The organism is Telluria sp. ZT3P26 (genome assembly GCF_059686035.1).
The window spans coordinates 405663-424042 of sequence record NZ_JCASII010000002.1; the positions used below are offsets into that span (position 1 = coordinate 405663).

The 18380-nt window shown below is 65.5% G+C and carries 14 protein-coding genes; 7 read left to right on the forward strand and 7 right to left on the reverse strand.

Going from position 1 to position 18380, the window contains the following annotated elements; genetic code table 11:
• Positions 1–28 precede the first annotated feature (28 nt).
• Genes AC56LN_RS09635 through AC56LN_RS09645 form a run of 3 tightly spaced genes read left to right on the forward strand, consistent with a single transcriptional unit; the run spans position 29 to position 3659 of the window.
• Positions 29–1675, forward strand: a complete 1647-nt coding sequence (locus tag AC56LN_RS09635; RefSeq protein ID WP_499571265.1) for an arsenate reductase/protein-tyrosine-phosphatase family protein — start codon at positions 29–31, stop codon at positions 1673–1675.
• The gene (locus AC56LN_RS09640; protein WP_499571267.1) at positions 1669–2706 is read left to right on the forward strand and encodes a polysaccharide deacetylase family protein; all 1038 of its coding nucleotides are present in this window, start codon (positions 1669–1671) and stop codon (positions 2704–2706) included. The genes AC56LN_RS09635 and AC56LN_RS09640 overlap by 7 nt, the downstream gene beginning before the upstream one ends.
• Positions 2703–3659 (forward strand): glycosyltransferase, encoded by a 957-nt coding sequence (locus AC56LN_RS09645; protein WP_499571268.1) that lies wholly within the window; start codon positions 2703–2705, stop codon positions 3657–3659. The genes AC56LN_RS09640 and AC56LN_RS09645 overlap by 4 nt, the downstream gene beginning before the upstream one ends.
• Here AC56LN_RS09645 and AC56LN_RS09650 read toward each other — a convergent pair whose 3' ends face one another.
• Together AC56LN_RS09650 and AC56LN_RS09655 are read right to left on the reverse strand one after the other, a co-directional pair.
• Complete coding sequence (locus tag AC56LN_RS09650) at positions 3660–4682, reverse strand: GNAT family N-acetyltransferase (RefSeq protein ID WP_499571270.1); 1023 nt, start codon at positions 4680–4682, stop codon at positions 3660–3662. It lies immediately after the preceding gene.
• Positions 4679–5905 (reverse strand): aminotransferase class I/II-fold pyridoxal phosphate-dependent enzyme, encoded by a 1227-nt coding sequence (locus AC56LN_RS09655; protein WP_499571272.1) that lies wholly within the window; start codon positions 5903–5905, stop codon positions 4679–4681. The genes AC56LN_RS09650 and AC56LN_RS09655 overlap by 4 nt, the downstream gene beginning before the upstream one ends.
• A gap of 113 nt (positions 5906–6018) precedes the next feature.
• Here AC56LN_RS09655 and AC56LN_RS09660 point away from each other — a divergent pair, with 113 nt between their 5' ends.
• Together AC56LN_RS09660 and AC56LN_RS09665 are read left to right on the forward strand one after the other, a co-directional pair.
• Positions 6019–7578 (forward strand): acyl-CoA ligase (AMP-forming), exosortase A system-associated, encoded by a 1560-nt coding sequence (locus tag AC56LN_RS09660; RefSeq protein WP_499571274.1) that lies wholly within the window; start codon positions 6019–6021, stop codon positions 7576–7578.
• A gap of 36 nt (positions 7579–7614) precedes the next feature.
• Positions 7615–8862, forward strand: a complete 1248-nt coding sequence (locus tag AC56LN_RS09665; protein WP_499571276.1) for a pyridoxal-dependent decarboxylase, exosortase A system-associated — start codon at positions 7615–7617, stop codon at positions 8860–8862.
• A gap of 27 nt (positions 8863–8889) precedes the next feature.
• Here the strand turns inward: AC56LN_RS09665 and AC56LN_RS09670 are convergent, their stop codons facing one another.
• From AC56LN_RS09670 to AC56LN_RS09680, 3 genes are read right to left on the reverse strand one after another with little or no spacing between them, the layout of a single operon-like run.
• On the reverse strand, positions 8890–10233 hold the full coding sequence (locus tag AC56LN_RS09670) for a putative O-glycosylation ligase, exosortase A system-associated (protein ID WP_499571278.1): 1344 nt from the start codon (positions 10231–10233) through the stop codon (positions 8890–8892).
• On the reverse strand, positions 10226–11383 hold the full coding sequence (locus AC56LN_RS09675) for a glycosyltransferase family 4 protein (protein WP_499571280.1): 1158 nt from the start codon (positions 11381–11383) through the stop codon (positions 10226–10228). The genes AC56LN_RS09670 and AC56LN_RS09675 overlap by 8 nt, the downstream gene beginning before the upstream one ends.
• Entirely contained in the window at positions 11380–12564 is a 1185-nt protein-coding gene (locus AC56LN_RS09680) for a glycosyltransferase family 4 protein (protein WP_499571282.1), read from the reverse strand. The genes AC56LN_RS09675 and AC56LN_RS09680 overlap by 4 nt, the downstream gene beginning before the upstream one ends.
• Positions 12565–12844: 280 nt before the next feature.
• Between AC56LN_RS09680 and AC56LN_RS09685 the strand changes: the two genes are divergently transcribed.
• A complete protein-coding gene (locus AC56LN_RS09685; RefSeq protein WP_258836993.1) occupies positions 12845–14209 on the forward strand; it encodes a UDP-glucose dehydrogenase family protein in 1365 nt (454 codons plus the stop codon).
• Positions 14209–15198 carry an NAD-dependent epimerase/dehydratase family protein gene (locus AC56LN_RS09690; protein WP_499571284.1) on the forward strand — a complete coding sequence of 330 codons (990 nt, stop codon included), beginning with the start codon at positions 14209–14211 and terminating at the stop codon, positions 15196–15198. The genes AC56LN_RS09685 and AC56LN_RS09690 overlap by 1 nt, the downstream gene beginning before the upstream one ends.
• 69 nt (positions 15199–15267) lie before the next feature.
• On the opposite strand, the gene AC56LN_RS09695 is transcribed toward AC56LN_RS09690, so the two are convergent.
• Together AC56LN_RS09695 and AC56LN_RS09700 are read right to left on the reverse strand one after the other, a co-directional pair.
• Positions 15268–17166 (reverse strand): XrtA/PEP-CTERM system amidotransferase, encoded by a 1899-nt coding sequence (locus AC56LN_RS09695; RefSeq protein WP_499571286.1) that lies wholly within the window; start codon positions 17164–17166, stop codon positions 15268–15270.
• Positions 17167–17186: 20 nt separating this feature from the next.
• A complete protein-coding gene (locus AC56LN_RS09700) occupies positions 17187–18371 on the reverse strand; it encodes a TIGR03088 family PEP-CTERM/XrtA system glycosyltransferase (RefSeq protein WP_499571287.1) in 1185 nt (394 codons plus the stop codon).
• Between the last annotated feature and the right edge of the window lie 9 nt (positions 18372–18380).

Consider the following 18380-nt stretch of genomic DNA (forward strand, 5'->3'; position numbering starts at 1 on the left):
ACTTGGGCGCCAAGGGCTTGACGTGCACGTGGCGCCGTTCGATTTTCGCTCGCCTGCACTGGCATCGCGCTATATCAAAGCCGTCCATTTCCTGCCCTATTATCTCGACGGTGGTGCCGAATGGCTTGCCGCAATCGGCGCGCTGATGCGCGAGCACCGTTTCACTCTGGTGATCCCGTGTGATGAGCGCGGCCTGCTGCCGCTGTGCCTGCACAGCGATGTGCTATCGGCGCAATGCGCGCTGGCGATACCCTCCGCGGACGCACTTGACACGTTCTTCGACAAGGTGAAAACGCGCGCGCTGGCGCAGGCCTGCAATGTGCCGGTGGCGCATGGGCGAATGCTGGCACCGGACGACACGGTTGAGCAGATCGTGGCAGACATTGGCCTTCCGGTGGTACTGAAGGAGCCGATGTCGTATGCCTTGCCTGAGCTGTACGTGCGCACCAGCACGCGCATAGTCGATGGACGCGAGGCGCTGGCGGCCTGGCTGGCCCGACATGATCACGCAGGCCCGATCTTGCTTGAACAGATGTTCCCCGGCTTTGGTGCCGGCGTCTCGGTGCTGTGCCACGAGGGTGAGGTATTGCAGGCATTCGAACACTACCGCGCCCACGAGCTCAACGGGAGTGGCTATTATCGCAAGAGCGCACCGCTCGATCCGGGCCGCCTTGCGGCGGTTGAGCGCATGGTCCGTGCCAGCCATTACACCGGCCTGGCCATGTTCGAGTTCAAGATCGACGGTGACAGCGGCAACTGGATCCTCATTGAAGTGAATGCCCGTCCCTGGGGCTCGCTACCCTTGCCGGTGTCGATCGGGGTGGATTTCCCATATCGCCTGTATCGCCTGCTGGCCCGTGGCGAACGCACTGCGCCGGTCGACTACCCGGCAGGCCGGTATTGTCGCAACCTGGTGCTCGACATGTGGCAGGCCAGAATGGCCGCCGTCGAATTGAAGCGCCAGCCGCGCAAGCTTGCAGCGCATTGCGCGAGCTGGGCCTGGGGCTTTCACCGCCTTTTGATCGGGCGGGAACACCAGGACACACTGGTGCTGGACGATCCGAAACCGGGTCTGCGCGAGCTGCGCGACCTCATTGCCGGCCGCCTGGCACCACGCCCGGCGCGCCCCGCCGCTGACCTGCTTGGCCCACACTTGGCCAGGCTGCTGGCCACGGCGGGCACCCGTCCGCTGGAGGTCCTGTTCGTTTGCCAGGGCAATATCAACCGCAGCAGTTATGCCGAACTCAAAGCGCGCCAGCTGTTCAGCGCCGACCGACTGCACTTTGCGTCGGCCGGCATGCTGCCGCGTAACCAGCGCCCGTCACCGGCCGTGGCGATCGCCGCAGCGGCCAGCCACGGCGTGACCATGCAGGCACATCGCTCGCGCCACGCCAGTGCGGCCATGCTGGAAGCAGCTGACCTGGTGATCGCATTTGACCGCATCAATCTGGACAGCATCGCAGCGCGTTACCCTCACCTGAAGGACCGCATCCATCTGCTGGGCGAAGCCGATACCGGTGCCGGCGATGCAGGCGCGCAACAGATCCTTGATCCCGAGGGCAAGGACGATACCACCTTCCTATCCACTTACCGGCGCATCGATGCCTGCCTTGCTGCGCTGGCGCGCCACGCGCCGCCGGACCACGAACTTCTGCAAAAATCCACCCAATGCTAGGCACAAGCAACCATCTCCCGGCCCGCCTGGGCACCGGGGAGCGGCCGGTACTGCTGGTCATCATCGACACCGAAGAAGAATTCGCCTGGGACCAGCCGTTCAACCGCGCCAGTGTCGGGACCGGTTCGATCGCCGGCCAGCCGCTGATGCACGAGCGCGTGTTCGATCGCATGGGAATCGTCCCGACTTATGTTATCGACTACCCAGTGGCAACCACGCCGGCATCGGTCTCGGTCCTGCGCAGCCTGATGGAGGCGGGACGCTGCGAGATCGGTACTCACCTGCATCCATGGGTATCGCCGCCGCATGACGAGGAGGTGTCGCGCTTTCATTCGTATGCAGGCAACCTGCCGCGCCAGCTCGAGTATGACAAGCTGCGCATGCTCACTGAGGCGATTACTGCGTCGTTCGGGCGCGCGCCGACGGCGTTCAAAGCCGGCCGCTATGGCCTGGGGCCGCACACTGCCGACTCGATCGCAGCGCTGGGCTACCGGATTGATGCCAGCGTGGTGCCGTACAGCGCCTTCCTTGACGATGGCGGCCCGGATTTTCGCGCCTTCGATGAAAATCCTTACTGGTTCGACACGGATGCCGGCACCCTGCTCGAACTACCTGTGACCACCGGCTATGCCGGCTGGCTGCGCGGGCAGGGCACGGCGCTGTACGAGCTGGCCCAACAGCCTTGGGCGCGTCGTGCGCGCCTCGGGGGCGTGCTCGCGCGCAGCGGCGCGCTCGAGCGCATTCGCCTCAGCCCTGAAGTTGCCAGCGGCGACGAAATGCGGCGCCTGAGTACCAGCCTGCACCAGGATGGCTGCCAGGTGTTTTCGCTGACGTATCACAGCCCGTCGATGGTGCCTGGGCACACGCCCTACGTACGCGACGCAGCCGAACTGGAACGCTTTATCACCACCGTGCACGACTACTGTGCGTGGTTCCGCGACACGCTCGGGGGGCAGTTCATGAGCATGACTCAATTGTCCGGTGCACTGGCTGGCGCCCGCAACCGGACCGCAACCGCGACATCGCCATGACGCTCTCCACGCACCTGCCGGCGAATCTGCCCACATTTTCGGTCATCATCCCGAACTACAACAATGGTGCCACCCTGGGGCGTGCCATTGAGTCGGTCCTGGCTCAGACCCATGCGGCGCACGAGATCATCGTCATCGACGATGGTTCCACCGACGATACGGCCGATGTGGCGGGCCGCTACGAAGGCCGGATCGTGTATGTGTACCAGGCCAACGCCGGCGTGTCGGCGGCGCGCAACCGGGGCATGGAACTGGCCACCGGCGACTGGCTGGCGTTTGTCGACGCCGATGATGAATTCGCGCCCGATCGACTGGCGCTGCACGCCGACTGGATCCGCGATGAGCCCGACCTCGACTTCCTGCTGGCCGATCAGGAGATGCGCGATCCGCAGGGCAAACGGCTGGGCACGTTCGTTGCCGCCAGCGGCGCCGGCAAGCGCTTGCTGGCCCGTCATCCGCAGGCCGCGCGCATACCCTTGCAGGAAGCCGATTTCGAAGACCTGATCGGCGATGGTTTCATGGAGATTCGAACCATCAGCTTCCCGAGAGAGAAATTCGTCCGCCTTGGTGGCTTCCCGCTCGGCCACAAGGTAGGCGAAGACCTGCACCTGTTCATCCGTCTGGTCGCCGACAGCAAGAAGGCCGGCGTGGTGCCACGCATCGTCGCGACCTACCACATCTATCCGACCAGCGCCCTGCGCAAGGACCCGGTTGGCGCGGCCGAGAGCTTCATCGCTTCGATCGAGTCGCTCGAACCGCTTCTGCGCAGTGCGTCTGAACCCGTGCGCGCCGGTTACCGCGCCAAGCGCCATGCGGTGCGCATGCAGGTTGCCTACACCTATCTGCGCGCTGGCCGCCGGATCGACGCGGTGCGCGCCGTCTTCGGTTCGCTGTTTGAATACCCGCGCCTGCGCACCGTGCGCGACATCCTGTCGGTGGCGCGCGGGTTCTGATCAGCCGCCGGCCTGCCTGGCCCCGTGCAGCCGGGCCAGCAGAGGCCAGCGGTACGCATTCATGTGGTACATGCCGCGCACTTCATCGGTCCAGCGCAGGTGCCATTCCATCACCCGGCCGTAGAATTCGATGCGCTCGAAGCGTCCGCTGTCGAAGATGTCGCGCGTGGCTTCTTCGCGCATCAGCAGGGCGGGTGACAGGCCATTGCCGATCGTTTCATCGTAGGCCGTCTTGAGTACCACCACGCAGCCATTACCTTCGATGCACAGGTCCATGGCCGCCAGCCGTTCGCCGATCCAGTAGCGGTAGACGCAGGCCATGCCGGCGTCGGCGAAGCCCTGGAGCAGCGCGCGGTAGAACCGCCCCTGATCATTGGTGCCCGCCACCGCAGTGCCATCTCCGGCCTTCCAGCCAGCGCTTTCCAGGCGCCCATAATCGTCGACCGCAGCGGCCATCTCGTGCGCCGCCCGGCTGACCTGCAGGCGGGTCGGCACGCCCTCGTCCAGCAGGCGCTTGCGCTGCTTGCGCAAATTGGTGCGCAGGTTCTTGCCGCGCATCTGCCAATACATGTCAAAGCTCCCTGCCAGCGTGATGCGGGCGGTGTCGATGTAGTCAAGAACGCGCAGGGCAGTCTCCCCCGGCGGCCGCGCCATCAGGTACGGATCGCACTGCGTGACGCCCAACATCAGGGCAAGGCCGGGGAGGCGGCGTAGCAGGCCGGGCAGTTCGGCGCTGCGGGCTCCCGCATCGCGCTGCAGCCACAGTCCGACTGGAGCCTGCGCGGGCTGGAAGGTGTGCCAGATGCCGTTGCGCGCGGGCGTCACGATGGTCATGATGTCGACCTGCCCATTCTGTTCGTGCCAGGCCAGGTACTCCCTGCCGGTGCCGAACACGGCCAGTGCAGCGTCCACGAATTGCGGCGCCAGCAATGGGGAGCCGCCGCTGTCGCGGTGCAGGCTGCGCCAGCGGGCTGCATGCGCGGGGTCGGCGAGCGCGCGCGCCGGGAGCACGTTCCAGCTCATGCAGCCGCTCCCTGTTCCAGCGCACGACGCACGGTGGCCGCGAGTTGCTGGCATTCGGCATCGGTCAAGCTCTGATGGCACGGCAGGCCAAACAGGCGCCGGCCCAGTGCCACGCTGTTGGCGCACACAGTGTCGTCGACGCCCGGCCACAGGGTAGCGCCGAAGCGCACCATCGGCACGCCGGCCGCGTCCAGACGCGCGAACAACGCATCGGGCTGATCGGCCAGGAGCGGGAAAACCCAGGGACAGGCGCCCGCTGGCAGCGCAGCGAACAGGGGCTGCCAGCCGGGTGCGCCGGCCAGGGCGCTCGCCAGCGCCAGATAATTGCGACGCCGCTGCTGCACGATGCGCCGCCGCGAAACCAGGTGCAGGACGGTGCGCGAGAACCATGACGAGCGCTTGTCGAGCCAGTTGGGATCGAACGCATAGCTGCTCTCGGACGACGTCGGCGCCAGTGCCGGCGCAGCCACCGCCACGGCGCCGGCTTGACCGCGCAGCGCGCGCGCCTTGACCCGGTTCCAAAGCGCCGTTTTGAGCCGCAGGGGCAGAGCCAGCGCGACGCGCAGAGCAGGCAGGCGGCCACTGGAAAAGCTGGCCTCGAGTGCGGCCAGCGCCGCCTTGGCTTCAAAGCCAGCCCCCGCGCCCGTGAGCCGGTTGGTCAGGGCATGCCGGTGCGAGATCAGGCAGCCGCCTTCGAAGATCGGGAAGAACTTCATGCTGCTGCCGATCGCATAGTCGCCGCTGCTGCCGACCGCCACGCCTTTGCTGCTGCCGAAGAAGCAGTGCGCGCAATCCTCGATCAGACCGATTCCGTGGGTGTCGCACAGGCTGCGCAAGGCAGACAGGGGTTGGGGAAAGCCGAAGAAGTGGGTGACCATGATGGCCTTGACGTCCGGGCCGAGCTTGCGTGCGATGTCGTCCAGGTCGGCGGTGGTATCTGGGTGGATGCGATAGAACACGACGTTTGCGCCGCGCCAGTGCACTGGCGGGATCATCGACGGGCTGTGGTAGGCCGGCACCAGCACGGTATCGCCAGGTGCGATGTCGAGCGCGCGCAGCGCCATGCCGATCGCTATGCGTCCGCTCGAGACCAGTTGCACGGCCGGCGCCGCGTCCAGGGCCGGCAGGGCCTGTCCGTTGTGCTGTCCGAAATCGGCCAGCGCCAGCACCGGAACGGAAGGTATGGTGCGGGGAACAGTGCGACTGTATTGGGTATCCGGCATGCCGGGAATATAGCACGCAGCCCATTGCAACCCGTGCCGAACTGGTAAGATGGCGGATGCGTCGCTCGTGTCGCACTTCTTTTAATTCCTCCGGGTTCGTAGCCCGATTCGCGATGAATCACCTCATCCACGGCAGCATCTTCGACAGCGCACTACGCACGCCCGACGCCGAGGCCTTGGTGTATGGCACGGCGTGTTGCACCTATCGCGAGCTGGCCAGCGCGGTTACGGCCGTGGCCGACTTGTTGCTGGTGCAGGGGCTGCGACCAGGTGAGCGGGTTGCGGTGTACATGGAAAAACGCATCGAGAACGTGGCCGCGATGTTCGGCGCGTCCGCTGCCGGCTGCGTGTTCGTGCCGGTCAATCCACTGCTCAAGCCCGACCAGGTGGCGTACATCCTGGCCGATTGCAGCGTGCGCCTGCTGGTGACGACACCCGAGCGCTTGGCGCAGCTGGCGCCGGTGCTGGCGGCATGCCCCGCCTTGCAGACGGTGCTGGTCACCGAAGGCGCTTTGACCAGCACACCGGACTTGCCGGTCCTGGATTGGGCTGCCTTGCAGGCGCCGTCAGCCGGGCATCTGCCGCATCGCCGCATCGACACCGACATGGCCGCGATCCTGTACACCTCGGGCAGCACCGGCGCGCCCAAGGGCGTGGTGCTGTCGCACCGGAACATGGTTGCCGGCGCCGCCAGTGTTGCCGACTACCTTGGCATGACGGCGTCGGACCGCCTGCTGGCGGTGCTGCCGCTCAGTTTCGACTATGGCCTGAGTCAGCTCACCACCGCCTTCCTGCGCGGCGCGTCGGTGGTGCTCATGAACTACCTGTTCCCCAAGGATATCGTCGCTGCCGTGCGCGAGCACCGCATCACCGGCCTGGCCGCCGTGCCGCCGCTGTGGATCGCTTTGGCGCGCCTGGCCTGGCCGGCCGACACCTCGCTGCGCTTCATCACCAATTCGGGCGGCGCGATGCCGGTCGTGACGGTCGAGGCCCTGCAGCAGGCGCTGCCGCACACCGCGATCTTCCTGATGTACGGCCTGACCGAGGCGTTTCGCTCGACCTATCTGCCACCGGCCGAAGTGGCGCGCCGGCCCGGCTCGATCGGGCGCGCGATCCCGAATGCCGAGGTGCTCGTCGTGCGGCCCGACGGCACGCTGTGCGACGCCGATGAACCGGGCGAGCTGGTGCACCGTGGCGCGCTGGTGGCGCTCGGTTACTGGAACGATGCGGCGCGCACGGCGCTGCGCTTTCGCCCGGCGCCCGGCCAGGATCCCGCATTGCCGCTGCCCGAAATGGCGGTCTGGTCGGGCGACACCGTGCGCCGCGACGCCGACGGCTTTTTGTACTTCGTCGGCCGCAGCGACGAGATGATCAAGGTGTCCGGTTACCGTATCAGTCCGACCGAGGTCGAGAGCGTGCTGCACGCCAGTGGCCTGGTCAGCGAAGTCGCCGTGTTCGGCGTCGACGACGCCACGCTGGGCCAGGCCATCGTGGCGGTGGCCGTGGCCGATCCCGGCCTGGTCGACCGCGCCGCCTTGCTGGCAGAATGCAAGCGCCGGCTGCCGGCGTACATGGTGCCGGCGCAGATCGTGCTGCGCACCGAGGCACTGCCGCGCAACCCGAACGGCAAGATCGACCGCAACCTGCTCCGCCATACCCTCCAGGCCGGCTAGCGCCGGCGCCAATCCATTTGTATTGACCGCAAGCCCATGACCGGCACCAAGCCCCAGCACGCTCCCCAGATCTATTTTCCGGTCGTCGACGATGTCCTGCACGTCGGCGGCATTCCGCTGCCGCGCCTGGCGCAGCGCGTCGGCCGCACGCCGTTCTATGCGATCGACCGCGCCCTGTGCAGCGCGCGCGTGGCCAGCCTGCGCGCGATCCTGCCGCCGCAGGTCGCGCTGCATTATTCGATCAAGGCCAATCCGATGCCGGCGCTGGTGCAGCATATGGCGGGCCTGGTCGACGGGCTGGATGTGGCCTCGGGCAGCGAACTGGCCATTGCGCTCGACACCGGGATCGATCCGGCCCGCATCAGCTTTGCCGGCCCGGCCAAGCTCGAGGGCGAGCTGACGCAGGCGATTGCCGCCGGCGCCTGCCTGAACATCGAGTCGCAGCATGAGCTCGACAACGCAGCGCGCATCGGCGATCTGCTGGGCATCGCGCCGCGCGTGGCGCTGCGCATCAATCCGGAATTCGAACTCAAGTCGTCCGGCATGCGCATGGGCGGGGGTGCCAAGCCGTTCGGCATCGACGCCGAGCAGGCGCCCGACGTATTGCGCCAGGCCGCGGCGCTGGGGGTCGATTTTGAAGGTTTCCACATCTACTGCGGTTCGCAAAGCCTGCGCCTGGACGCCATCATCGAAGCCCAGTCGCGCAGTATCGAACTGGCCATCCAGCTGGCCGGCGAGAGCCCGCTGGCGGTGCGCCAGCTGAATATCGGCGGCGGTTTGGGCATTCCGTACTTCCCGGGCGAACAGCGTCTCGATCCGGCGCCGATGGGCGCGCACCTGGCAGCCTGGTTGCCGCGCCTGGCCGAGGCGTTGCCGCAGGCGCGCCTGGCGCTGGAGATGGGCCGCTATCTGGTCGGCGAAGCGGGCGTGTACGTGGCGCGCGTGATCGACCGCAAGGTCTCGCGCGGGCAGGTGTTCCTGGTGCTGGACGGCGGCATGCACCATCACCTGGCGGCATCAGGCAACCTGGGCCAGGTGATCCGCAAGAATTATCCGGTCGCGATCGGCAACCGCATGAATGCGCAGAACGATGCGCCGGACAGCGGTCCGGCATCGGCCACCGGCCCGCTGTGCACACCACTCGACATCCTGGCCGAGCGCATGGAACTGGCCCACGCCCGCGTCGGCGATCTGGTGGTGGTGTTCCAGTCGGGTGCGTACGGCGCCAGCGCCAGCCCGGCCGGTTTTCTCGGCCATCCGGCGGCGCTGGAAGTGCTGGTGTGACCGTGCCAGACTAGACGCTTGCCGCCGTCAGGTGCGGCGGCGGGAGAGCGCCAGCTGCGCCCGGGCAGCTTTTTTCGCATTCCGGCGCGCCAGGTAGCGTTCGAGGAATGGCAGCTGCATTGGTGGCGTGTCGTCTTTCTGCGGTGCCCTGATCAGGACCTTGTCGAGGCAGACCAGGATCGCAATCACGTAATAAATCAGATCGTAATAGGCCAGCGTCAGGAAAGCACCGGCGGCAAGGTAGCCGATCATGCTGACCTGGCACATCCGGGCCAGCATCAGCGCCCAGACGAGTTCTTCCTTGTCGCGGCAATGGCGGATCAAGCGTCCGCCGGTGCGCCAGGCCACCACGAACATCAGCACAAAAATCGCCAGTCCGACATATCCCTGTTCGCCCAGCACCTGGAAATAAATGCTGTGGGCATCGTAATAGCGCTCCGGATTCGGTGCGTACAGCATGAACATGTGCGGCGTGAAGACGCCCGGGCCGCCGCCCATGACGAACTCGTTGGCGATGTTGGCCGCGAAATGCCAGGAATTGATGCGGCCGGTCGCCGACGCATCTTCGTCATAGGTCTGGATGGTGTGCATGCGGCCGGTCCATTCTGGCGGCATCAGGGTCAGGACAATCGGCACGACCAGCGCGAAGGCCAGGCCCGTCTTGACCTTGCTCGTTGACTTGAGCCACAGGAAGAAGCCCATGGCGAAGGTGCCGAGCAGCGCACCGCGCGAGTACGAGCCGATCGCGGCCAGCATGGTCAGCCCCGCCATGCCCAGGGCGGCGCGTTTGACCCACTTCGACCTGGCGCGGGTCGAAACATAGAACAGCAGCGGCGTGATGGTCACCATGGCCAGCGCCAGCGTGTTGTTGTCACTGATGAAGCTGTTCATCGGGCCGCGCAAGCCTTCGCCGCCCCCACTGTGGATCACGAACACACCGCTCTTGATGCCCCAGAAACCGAGTGACAGCGCCACCACAAGCGCCAGCACCTTGACGTCCTTGGCAGTGCGTACGGTCATGATGGCAACGAACACCATCAGCATGGTCTTGGCGTACCGGTCCCAGTCACTCCACGCTTCGGACGGAACCTGCGCAAAGACCGAGGCGATGGTGTACCACGTGAAAAACAGCACCATCATCAGCACCGGGGGCGACATGGGGATCTTTTTCTGCTCGCGCGAGATCAGGATCGCCAGCAACGTCGCCATGCCCAGGTACAGCGCAAACGGAAAATTCTGGGCGAAGCCGTACGTCAGCCGGTGCGGGTTCATCAGGCTGACCATGGCGTACGCAATGGCGCCAACCACAGGTCGCTTGAAGATGAACGGGATGATCGCCACGAAGGCGAGGAACACCAGGATGTCACGCACGCTTCTGCAACCTTTCGAACAGGGCGACGACGCGGCGCGCATTGGCGCGCCACGTCAGTTGCTGCTCGTCGATGGCGTCGCGCGCACCTTGCGCCACGCGGGCACGCAGCAGCGGGTCGTCGCACAGGCGCTTGACGGCGCCAGCCAGGCCACCCGGGGTATCCGGGTCGAACAGCACGGCGTTGTGGTCGGCGCGCAGGATCTCGCGGATATTCGGCTGGTCCGGACCGACAATCGCCTTGCCCAGTGCCAGGTATTCGAACAGCTTCAATGGTGAAGCATACTTCACCACGGCCGGTTGCAGGGCAATGTCGAAGGCGGCCACGTAACGCGCCACATCGTCGCGCCCGATGATGCCGGTGAACTGCACGCGGTGTTCGATGCCCAGGTCACGCGCCTGCTGCTCGAGCGTGGCGCGCACGGGGCCGTCGCCCACGATCAAGAGGTGGCGGCGCGCTTCCGGCGGGTCTTGCGCGATCAGGTCGATCACCTTGTCCAGGCCATGCCAGTCGCGCACGAAGCCCGTAAAGCCCAGCACCAGCACATCCTGCAGGCCCAGCGCGCGCTTGGCCTGTTCCACGTCCGGCGCGCCAGCGAAGCGTTCGGGGTCGATGCCGTTCGGGATCACGTCGATGCGCTCTGGGGGCACGCCGTAGGCTTGCACGATCTCGCCCAGCACGTGCGTGACCGGCAGCACCATGTCGGCGTTGCGCCAGGCATACGCCTGCGACCAGCGGCCCAGCTTCGTCAGCGCCAGGCCGTCGTAGCGGGTGCGCTCTTCCAGGATCGGGGCGTTCACTTCAAGCAGCATCGGCAGCTTGTACTTGCGCGCCAGCCAGATGCCCGCTGGCAGGAACAGGTTGTAGCGTTCATACAGCACGTCCGGGCGGTGTTGCTTGACCGCCTTGGCGAGGCGCCGGTAGGCGACCAGCGAATACGACAGCTCCATCAATTCGTAGAACGTCTTCGGCAGATGGCGCTTGAGCCAGGCGACCGGGCCAGCATCTGCGCCGAACGATTCGGTTTCGGCGCTCGGTGGCGCCACGATCACGACCTCATGGCCTTCGGCGCGCAGCGCGCGGATCATTTCTTCGATGTGGACGTACTGGCCGTCCTTCGAACGGGTACGGTGGTGATAAAGGATTTTCACGCGGCTTTTCTCGCCAAGATGGAGTTGAACAGGTCGATCTGGCCCTGGGTGGTCGGTTGCCAGCCGAAGTCTTCGGCGTAGCGGCGGGTGGCGCTGTGCGCCGGGTAGTTGGCGCGCAACTGGCCGAGCGCCGCGACCAGGCCTTCGGGAGTGCGCTGCGGCATCAGGACGCCGGCGGCCGGCGCCGCCACGACTTCCGGTGTGCCCCAGACATTGCTGGCCACCACCGGGGTGCCGCACGCCATGCTTTCCAGCAGCACATTGGCCCAGCCTTCGCGGCTCGACGCCAGTACCAGCGTATCGGCGGCGTTGTAATACGTTTTCAGTTCGGTCTGCGGCACGCTGCCCAGCAGTTTGACGCGGTCCTGCACGTTCAATTCCCGCGCGAGGCGCTCCAGATTGTTTTTTTCCGGGCCGATGCCGGCGATCAGGAGGTCGACGTCCGGCAACTGAGGCAGGGCGCGGATGATCAGGTCGTGCGCCTTGCGCGGATCGAGCAGGCCCACCGACAGCAGCGTGAAGCGACCCGGAACCAGCCCGACGGCAGCGCGCGCGGCGGCGCGGTCGATGGGCGCAAAGCGCTCCAGATCGACGCCGTTGCGCAGCGGGGTGATGTTGTCGGGCGCCACGCCCAGGCCGACCATCTCGTCCTTGAGCGCCTTGCACACGGTGATGATGCCGTCGGCGTCGCGCGCCGCATCCAGGATCAGCTGGCGCGGCCGCGCGAACTGCGGAATCAGGTTGATGTCGGTACCGCGCGCCGTGATCACCACCGGCTTGTTGAAGTACTTGCCGAGCATTACGGCCGCGACGCCATCCGGATAGAAATAGTGCGCGTCGATGGCATCGAAGTCGTAACCGCTGTCGAGGATGCGGCCGATCTCCTTTTTGGCCGCATGCGCCAGTGTGTAGGGCGTGACGTTCATGCCCACCCGTGGCAGCACCAGGTAGCGCGGGTGCGTGACGTCGATGCCGTTGCGCGTTTCGCGCCGCGGTACTTTGGCCAGGATGCCATAATGGCCAAAGCGCTCCCCCTTTAGGGGAAACCATGGCACTGGTGCGACGACACGTGACTCGACCTGCCCGCTGGCAATCAGGTAGCGCAATCGGGTTTCCACGAAGATGCCGTGGTTCGGTTGCTGTGAATTGGGATACAGGGTGCTAAAGGTGAGTAACTTCATCGTGTCGTGCCGGGTGCTGATCGGTGCACCGCCGGAGGTGTCTTCCGGGAGTGGGGAGTGTTGAACTGCAATGTCGTGATTATGCGAAAAATTTTGCCTGAGGGCAGCACAATTGACGAGCAAACGCATAAATTTTTGACAACCATGATACTATAATTCAAGTTTTGCACGCATTTGTTACGTGTGGCAATTATTTTCCAATCTGTGGAAAAATAGCCTGGTTCGCCGCACTGCTCTGCGCGGTTCTATTTTTCAGTTACCTCGTTCCCCGATATAAATCATGAAGATCACCATCATTGGCACCGGCTACGTCGGGCTCGTTTCAGGCGCTTGCTTCGCCGATGTCGGCAACACTGTACTGTGTCTCGACGTCAACGAAGAAAAAATCGCGATGCTCAAGAACGGCGTCATTCCGATTCACGAGCCAGGCCTCGACAACATGGTCGAGCGCAATGCCAAGGCAGGTCGCCTGCTGTTTTCGACCAGCTACGACGAAGCTGTCGCGCACGCGGATTGCGTGTTCCTGGCAGTGGGTACGCCGCCTGACGAAGATGGCAGCGCCGACCTGACCCACATTCTGGCCGCCGCCCGTTCGATCGGTCAGCGCATCGACAAGCCGGTGGTCGTGGTCGACAAGTCCACCGTCCCGGTTGGCACCGCCGACAAGGTGCGCGCCGCCATCCAGGGCGAGCTCGACAAGCGCGGCAGCACGCTGTCGTTCTCGGTGGTGAGCAATCCCGAATTCCTGAAAGAAGGCGCGGCCATCGACGACTTCATGCGGCCTGACCGCATCGTCGTCGGCAGCGACGACACCGTCGCAACCAAGCTGATGCGCCAGCTGTACGCGCCATTCAGCCGCAACCACGAAAAGCTGGTCGAGATGGACGTGCGCAGCGCCGAGCTGACCAAGTACGCCGCCAACGCCATGCTGGCCACCCGCATCAGCTTCATGAACGAGCTGGCCAACCTGGCCGAAGTGCTGGGCGCCGACATCGAAGCCGTGCGCCACGGCATGGGACTCGACCCGCGCATCGGTTCGCAGTTCCTGTACGCCGGCATGGGCTACGGCGGTTCGTGCTTCCCGAAAGACGTCAAGGCACTGGTCAAGACCGGTGGCGATCATGGCCAGGTGCTGCATATCCTGGAAGCGACCGAGCTGGTCAACGACAACCAGAAAAACGTGCTGTTCAAGAAGCTCACGCGCTTCTACGGCGGCGTCGAAGGCCTCAAGGGCAAGACGGTCGCCGTCTGGGGCCTGTCGTTCAAGCCGAATACCGATGACATGCGCGAAGCCCCAAGCCTGGTGCTGCTCAAGGAACTGTTCGACGCCGGCTGCCACGTGCGCGCCTACGATCCGGTCGCCAGCAGCGAAGCGCTGCGCGTCCTGGAACGCGAACATGGCGCCGCGCGCGTCGAGTCCATGCTGACGATCGTCAGCTCGGCCGCTGCGGCGACCGAAGGCGCCGATGCGCTGGTACTGGTCACCGAATGGAAAGAATTCCGTGCACCGGACTTCGCTGGCCTGGCCACCATCCTGCGTGACAAGGCGATCTTCGATGGCCGTAACATCTACGATCCGGCCGTCGTTGCTGCCGCCGGCCTGGCCTACGAAGGGATTGGCCGCGTCAGCCGGACGGCCGCCTGATGTCAGCCCAGCGGATCCTCGTGACGGGCGCTGCCGGCTTCGTCGGCAGCTTCGTGGCCGCGCGCCTGGCGGCCATGGGCCATCAGGTCGTCGGCTGCGACAACTTCAACGATTATTACGATCCGCGCCTCAAGCATGACCGGGTGCGCGCGCTGCTCGCACCCGCCGGCGTCGTCTGCCATACGGTCGAACTGAGCGATGCAGCGCAGGTCGCCGCACTGTTCGAGCGCGAACGGCCGCAGCTGGTGGTGCACCTGGCGGCGCAAGCCGGGGTGCGCTACTCGATCGACAATCCGTCCGTGTATATCCAGTCGAACCTGGTGGGCTTCGGGAATATCCTCGAAGCCTGTCGCCAGGGAACCATCGAGCACTTGTTGTACGCCAGCAGCAGCAGCGTGTACGGCAACAACGCCAAGGTCCCGTTCAGCGAAGATGACCAGGTCGATGCGCCGGTGTCGCTGTACGCTGCCACCAAGAAGTCCAACGAATTGATGGCGCACTCGTACAGTCACCTGTTCAAGTTGCCGGCTACCGGCCTGCGCTTCTTCACGGTGTACGGTCCGTGGGGCCGGCCCGACATGGCGTATTTCAGCTTTGCCGAGAAAATGATGCGCGGCGCCACGATTCCCGTGTTCGCCGAAGGCCTGCTCACGCGCGACTTTACCTATATCGATGACATTGTCGAAGGTGTGGTGCGCCTGCTGTTCAAGCCGACGCCGGCCACGGCCACGAGCGCGCCGCATACCGTGTTCAACATCGGCAACCACAATCCGGTGCAGGTGCTCGAATTCATCCGCACGCTTGAATCCGTAATGGGCGTCGAGGCGCGCAAGGAATTTTTGCCGATGCAGCCGGGCGACGTGCCGGCCACGCATGCGTCGATCGCCAAGCTCAAGGCCTGGGTCGATTTTGCGCCGACCACGCCGCTAGCGACGGGCCTGGCCAACTTCTGGACCTGGTACCGCGACTGGGCGCCGACGCGCGCGTGAATGAAAAGGCCGGTTGAGACCGGCCTTTTTTTTGGTGCAGTCCACGTTAGACAGGGCCGAGCTCTGCACTTATGGGCGGTTGGCGCTCACCCGCAGGAAGGTCTCGAACATGAGGACCGACCACAGCGGTGCGCTGTAATCCTTGCTGCCGGCGATATGCTGGTCGACCATCTGGCGCAAGAATTTTTCGTTGAACATGCCGGTGTCGAGCAGCAGCGGCGACAGCGCAGCAGCGCGCAGCTTCTCGCGCAGCGGGCCACGCAGCCACGCCGCCAGCGGAATCGAAAAGCCCTTCTTGGCGCGGTACAGCACGTCGTGCGACAGGTAGGGTTCGAGGGCCTTCTTGAAGATGTACTTGCCTTCGCCGCCACCGAGCTTGATGTCCGGCGGCAGGCTTGATGCCCATTCCACGAACGTATGGTCCAGCAGCGGCACGCGCACCTCGAGCGAGTGCGCCATCGCGGCGCGGTCGACCTTGGTGAGGATGTCGCCCGGCAGCCAGGTCTTGAAGTCGAGGTACTGGATCAGCGACAGCGGATCGTCCGTTGGCGACCTGGCGGCGTGGCCGAGGAATACCTCGATCGCGCTGTAGCCCTGCAGCTCGCGCTTGAACGAATCCGAGAACAACTGCGCCCGCACGCGGTCAGGCATGATCGACACGCCGTGGAAGTACCCCTCGACCGTGTCGCGCGCCAGCGCCTCGAACGTGGTCTTGGCGCGGAACATGCGCGGCGCCCAGTCGGCCTTCGGATACAGCTTGCCCAGCGTGCCGAACACCGGTTTGCGCAGGCTGGCTGGCACCTTGTCGCGCACGCGCTGCTCGGCCATCGCATAGCGGTAGCGGCGGTAGCCGGCGAAGCTTTCGTCGCCGCCGTCGCCCGACAGCGACACCGTCACGTGCTTGCGCGCCAGCTGGCACACGCGGTAAGTCGGGATCGCCGAGCTGTCGGCGAACGGCTCGTCGTACAGGTGGCCCAGCGTGTCGATCAGGCCGTAGTCGTCCTTGTCGACGATCTGCGCGTGGTGGATCGTGCCGTAGCGCGTGGCCACCTCGTTGGCGAACTTCGATTCGTCGTACTCCGGATCGTCGAAGCCGATCGACAGCGTGGTCACCGGATCAGGATTATTCTGCGCCATCATCGCCACGACCGCGCTCGAATCGACGCCACCCGACAGGAACGCGCCCAGCGGCACGTCGGCCACGGTCTGGCTCTGCACGCACTCGCGCACGCGCTCGATCAGCTCCTGCTCGATCTCCTGCATCGGTCGCTGCGGGGCGCGCTTGAACGGCACGTCCCAGTACTGCTCGGGCGTGACCTCGCGCGCACCGGCTTTGATCACGATGCGGTGGCCGGGCGCGAGCTTGTACGCGTTATGGAAAATGGTGTGCGGCTCGGGCACGTAGCCGAACGCAAAGTAATCCTCGACCGCGCGTGGATTGAGTTTGCGCGACAGCTCGGGGTGGGTCATGATCGATTTCAGCTCGGAGCCGAACACGAACAGGCCATTGGGCAGCAGCGAGTAGAACATCGGCTTGACGCCGACATGGTCGCGCGCCAGGAACATCGTCTGCTTCTTGCGGTCCCAGATCGCGAACGCGAACATGCCGCGCAGGCGGTGCACGCAGTCCGGACCCCAGGCCTGGTAGGCATGCAGCAGCGATTCCGAATCCGACTTCGTGCGAAAGACAAAACCCAGCGCTTCCAGTTCGACGCGCAGCTCGCGGTAGTTGTAGATCTCGCCGTTGAACACCATCACCACGTCGCGCTCGGCATTGACGATCGGCTGCTGGCCACTGGCCAGGTCGATCACCGACAGGCGGCGGTGGCCCATGCCCATGCTCGGTTCCAGATACAGCTCGCCCTCGTCGGGGCCGCGGTGGTGCTGGCTTTCGTTCATGCGGCCCAGCGCCGCGCGGTCGATCTCCCGGTTGCCGAGGGTATCAAAAATGCCGACTATTCCGCACATGCTGTCTGGTTCCGCTGAAGTTAAAAGTTGACGATGGGACGCAGCCGCGCCGGCGCCTTGCGCGCGCACAGGGCGTCGTACAGCGCGGTGTACGCGCCGAGCATGGCGGCCATGCTGTACCTGTCTTCGATGCGCGCGCGCGCGGCCGCGCCGTGGCGTGCCCGCAGGGCCGGGTCCTGGACGTAGCGCGCGAGCGCGTCGGCCAGCGCCTCGACCTCCACCGGGACCAAGATACCATGCACGTCATCCTCGACGACTTCGGGGATGCCGCCCACGCGCGAGCACACCGACGGCAAGCCGCACGCCATCGCTTCGAGCAGCGACACGGGCGTGCCTTCGGCCAGCGAGGGCAGGGCGAAGATGGTGAAGCCATGCAGCAGGTCGGCCACGTCGGCGCGCGCGCCGGGCAGCCACACGACGTCCTGCAGGCCGGCTTCGGCGACCTGCGCCTGGATCTTGCCGAACAACGGGCCGTCGCCGACGATCGACAGGCGCAGCCGGTCGCGCAGGGCCGGCAGGCGCTCGCGCAGCAGCGCAAACGCCGCCACCAGGCTGGCGTGGTTCTTGACGTCCTGCACCCGCGCCACCGCCCCGATGACGATGTCGTCCGCGCGCCACGGCGCGGCCGTCAGCGCTTGCGCGCGCGGGGCGTAGCGGTCGGTATCGACGCCGTTCTTGATCAGGTGGTTTTTGGCTGCCGGAATGCGGACAACCTCGCTGAACCAGCGCTGCAGGTCGTCGGACACCGGCACATAGCGGTCGATGAACGGGGCGAGGTGGCGGCGCAGGAAAGTGTGCTTCGGGTTCAGGCCATGCGGATCGGACGCGTCGCGGCCATGCTCGGCATGGATACGCACCGGCACGCCGGCGGCGGCCGCGGTGAAGCAGTACTCCATCGCCGACAGATTGTAGGTGTGCAGGATCGTGGGCCGCAGGCGCCGCATCAGCTTCCAGAAATCGGCGTGCACGCGTAGCCCGTTCCCGGGCGGCTTGTTCAGCGCATACAGCGCGACGCCCGGTTGCGTGATCTTGTCCGCGAACGCGCTGTAGCGCGTCAGGCAGACCACCGCATGCCGGTATTTTTCGGCCGGCATGCGGTTGATGCAGTCGACCAGCAGCGTTTCTAGGCCGCCGACATCCAGTGAATACACCAGGTGCACGACCAGCGGCCTTTGGGCGTTCAGGACGGACAGGTCACTGTGCATGGCGTGTTC